Source organism: Priestia sp. 53B2 (assembly GCF_056099005.1).
The window spans coordinates 1-3713 of the sequence record NZ_JBLZXA010000039.1 but is presented as its reverse complement, the minus strand read 5'-3'; the positions used below and the strand labels follow the sequence as shown (position 1 = coordinate 3713).

Annotated in this window: 3 protein-coding genes and 1 pseudogene; 3 read left to right on the top strand and 1 reads right to left on the bottom strand. The window is 30.6% G+C overall.

The features are described 5' to 3' along the window. Positions 1–455: 455 nt before the first annotated feature. Positions 456–1031, bottom strand: coding sequence for a MerR family transcriptional regulator (locus ACN6NE_RS30010; protein ID WP_129707781.1), 576 nt, complete (start codon positions 1029–1031; stop codon positions 456–458). Between the two features lie 1242 nt (positions 1032–2273). On the opposite strand from ACN6NE_RS30010, the gene ACN6NE_RS30005 reads away from it, so the two are divergent. The 3 genes and pseudogenes from ACN6NE_RS30005 to mobL all read left to right on the top strand — a co-directional run. After that, entirely contained in the window at positions 2274–2570 is a 297-nt protein-coding gene (locus ACN6NE_RS30005) for a hypothetical protein (protein ID WP_474329157.1), read from the top strand. Positions 2571–2800: 230 nt separating this feature from the next. Next, positions 2801–3058, top strand: a complete 258-nt coding sequence (locus tag ACN6NE_RS30000) for a hypothetical protein (RefSeq protein WP_328132894.1) — start codon at positions 2801–2803, stop codon at positions 3056–3058. A gap of 48 nt (positions 3059–3106) precedes the next feature. After that, a pseudogene (mobL, locus tag ACN6NE_RS29995) lies at positions 3107–3586 on the top strand (relaxase MobL); the annotation flags it as partial. Positions 3587–3713: the final 127 nt, after the last annotated feature.

The window sequence follows — 3713 nt, the reverse complement described above, 5'->3', positions numbered from 1 at the left end:
ACACACAAAAGACACTGCTTCCCTCGAAAAAGGAAAACAATGCCTTGATTTTGATGAACTAAGCCCTTGAAATAGATGTCAATTTCATATAAAATAAAAACATAAGTTTTATTTTATAGAAAAACTAACTCTATTAACAAGAGACTTCGACAAGTGTTTTCCCTACCGTCTTTAGGGGGAACGGTTTAAGAGTGCTACCAACACTTCTTAAACAGTTGAAGTCTTTTTTCTATTCCGGTCCTTTTTGTTAGTTTTATTATAGCGTTAATTAATCTCATAATTCAATAAAAATTAGTAATATATCTCAAAAGAATCAATTTTACTTCTTTTACGGGTTAAAAATCCTATCTATATTTAAATAATTTTATTGTAGAAGGAAGTAAGAGAAAATATTTCTGAAAACTAAAACAAATAAAAACAGCTTCTAACTACTGATAAGTAGTTAGAAGCTGTTTTTATTTGTTGAACATTCTTTTCCATATACTTTTTCCTTGTTCTTTTTGAATCTCGGTCATCGCTGAATGGATAGAATCTAATTTTTTAAGTAATTGATCATTCACTTCTTTTAAACGCTGATTATCTTGTTCAAGTTTATTCATCTGCTCTTTTATCTCTATAACATCCTTTTTTTCTGCTAAATTTCCAGATGGAAGCGTTAATTGTTCTTTCTTCTCTATTTTTTTATCCATTTCTTCTATTTTTTTAGCAAGTAATAAAAAGGCTTCTTTAAAGGAGTTTTCATTTATATCTTCTTCATTTACATCCTTATCAATCACTTTTGTTTGTTCGTCACTCATTAAATTTGCTTTAATTAATTCTTCACGAATCATTTCATTTGGTGCATGTTTTCCGAATTTCTCCTTTAGTTCAATAATCTTCTTAATTTTTTTATCTTCATCAGTGAATATATACCTTATTCTCCCGATTCTCTTGTGGCGTACTAATCCGACTTCGCACCAGTCGCGTAATTGATGATTTTCTATATTAAATTTTCTAGCAACTTCTGAAATAACCATTGTTTCTTCGCTCAAAATTATACCTCCTTTAAAGATAATTTAATCTAATTGAGTTAGAAACTTCTTATATATAGTAGATTTAGTGACTCAATTAAGTCTAACTTAATTGAGTCTGTGTTAATTAAACACTCCTTATTTAAAACTTACCTCTCTTATTTTATCAGGTTTTCTATTTAACTGAATTAATTTTATTATATTATATCCTGTTTAATTCAATTAAGACTGAGTTGAATCCTGTTTAAAAACTATAAACTAATAAAGTTATAGTTTTTTTAGATATTATAACAGGTTAATTTAAATAGGTTTAATTAAAATGCAATTGAGTTCATCTAAGTGCATCTCAATTTAATTATTTTGTAGTCTAAAATGAATAAGTTAAACATATTCTGCGTTAAGTTGAACTTGTTTAACTTAGCATATAGGATGGATCTTGAAGATAACCTTAAGTTCAACTTAAGGTTGCCTATAGAGCTTTTTCTAATGTAGAGAAAATCATTTAATTAAAAAACACTTAGATTCAATATAAAAGATCCAGGTTCAAACTCTATGATTTGGTTTTTATTAGACTTTTAGAAAAAGGAATCCTTTAGTAGGATTTGAACACTATAAACTTATAACCTTAATTCAGTAGAATCTAAATTCTCTACCTTAAATATGTCTTCGCTTAATAGTTATAACTTATTCAGACTCAATTGAGTCTGAATAAGTTTCTTTTATTTGAATAAAGAGTGCTTTAATAGAGGGATCATTGCTTGATATACTACATTTTGTATACGCCTAATTAGGATGAAAATAGTCCAAATCAATTGATTATCAATTGATTTGGGGGAGAATATAAACTTAATGATTTTCATTCCAATGCATTAACTTAATAAAATTCAATTGAGTATAACTTCGCTTTTACTGATTTTAATTTAATTAAATTTAGTCTAAATGAGTTGTGAACAACTTGAACTAAAAAATAAAGGGGAGATTAGTTTCCTGCGCGAGAGAAAGGCTAATCCAATTGTTGGATTAGCTAGTGGCTTAATAGTAGAAATTGTAGTTTTTATGTGGCGAAGGTAAATGAATTGTTTTCAAATTGAGAAGTAGTTGTCTTTGATTTTTATTTAAAAAAATAAAAATGAAATAGTAAACGTAGACGAAGTAACAAGTGATTTTGATACAGGTTCAATAAAGGAAATAGATGCTTATGCATTAATTACCAAGTTGTATTCCGACCGAAGAGAAACAAAAAGCAAACAAGAATATGTACTTTTGGTCAATGATTTAGAGAAAGAGCTTGTCAACAAGAAAATGAAAAACTATGAAAAAGCAATCAGGGTAGAAGCCAAACATAAACATCAAACCCAACAAGAAATGAACGAGTTACAACGTGATATGAAGTACCAAGTCAATGAGGGAAAAGTCGATACTGAATCAAAAATTGTGATGAAAAAGGATGCCATTCAGTCGAGTGATGAAAGCATTCAGCTCTATGAAGATGAACAAAAAAGTTTACAAGAAAAACTCCAAAAATTGAATGAAAAGCAACAAGATTTAGCCATGAAGTGAAAAAACACATGTTAACAGTAGGTTCACATGTGTTTTTTTGAGGTTCACAGCAGGTTCACGTGAAGAAGTTTACGTCAACAGTAGGTTCACATTCAACAGGTTTTCTTGTACCCACGGTTTTGCTAGGCTCTGCCTAGCCCCACACCTATGGTGGGGGCAAAAACCCCTTATGCTCTCCTTCTCTCTATTATTTGAGGAACACCCCAAATTTCAGGGAAGGAATGAATATAGTGGATATAATCATACGAAATATTAAATCAGCAGCAGTTAAAGAAATTGATGAATTAGCAAAAGAACAGAAGGTATCAAGGCAAGAATTTTTAAAAAGTCAGCTTGAAACGCTGGCTTTTTTCCGTAAACAAACAGACCGTGAAAATGAACTTGAAAACTTGATTGAAAAGAATATTAAGATGATGGAAAAGTGTGCTGTTTCTATGGAAAACATGAATCATATTTTGCTTGAAATGATTGGAGATCCAGAAGAATAATACAGATCCCTTAGAAAAATTCAATTGGGTTAACGGAGGTAAGCAGATGTGCTAGAAAAAACAAATAGTTTAACAGTTGTACCAGGCGTTGTATTAAAAACAAAATTCATTACAGCTTCTCATAAAGCCTTTCAAGAGTATGTTGATTATGTTGATCGTGAAGAAGCAAAAAGAGAACTTGGAGCGCATGAGAAATTGTTTTCTCTTTATCAGGATTATATGGATAATCCTGATAAGACTTCCTCTTTATTTACCCAACATTCTGATCGATTGACAGGGGAGCAGAAGGAAGAATTAAAAAAAGGTTTTGAGGAAGCGCAAAGAAATAACAGTATTATGTGGCAAGATGTCATTACATTTCATAATCCTTGGCTTGAAGAACAGGGTTTATATGACTCACGTACTCATACAGTGGATGAAAAAAAGTTAATGCAAATAACAAGACAATCCATGAACAAAATGCTTGAAAGGGAAAAGTTAGATGGTTCAGCTATTTGGTCAGCAGCTATACACCACAACACAGAAAATAGTGTGACTTGTTTCTCTATAAATCGATAATTGTTTCGACGAAAAGAGATAGCCCTTGAATGAGGGTGAAACTATCAACCTGAAGGATGGAATGATACTAACATGTCTAGTAGAAACATCCTCGATA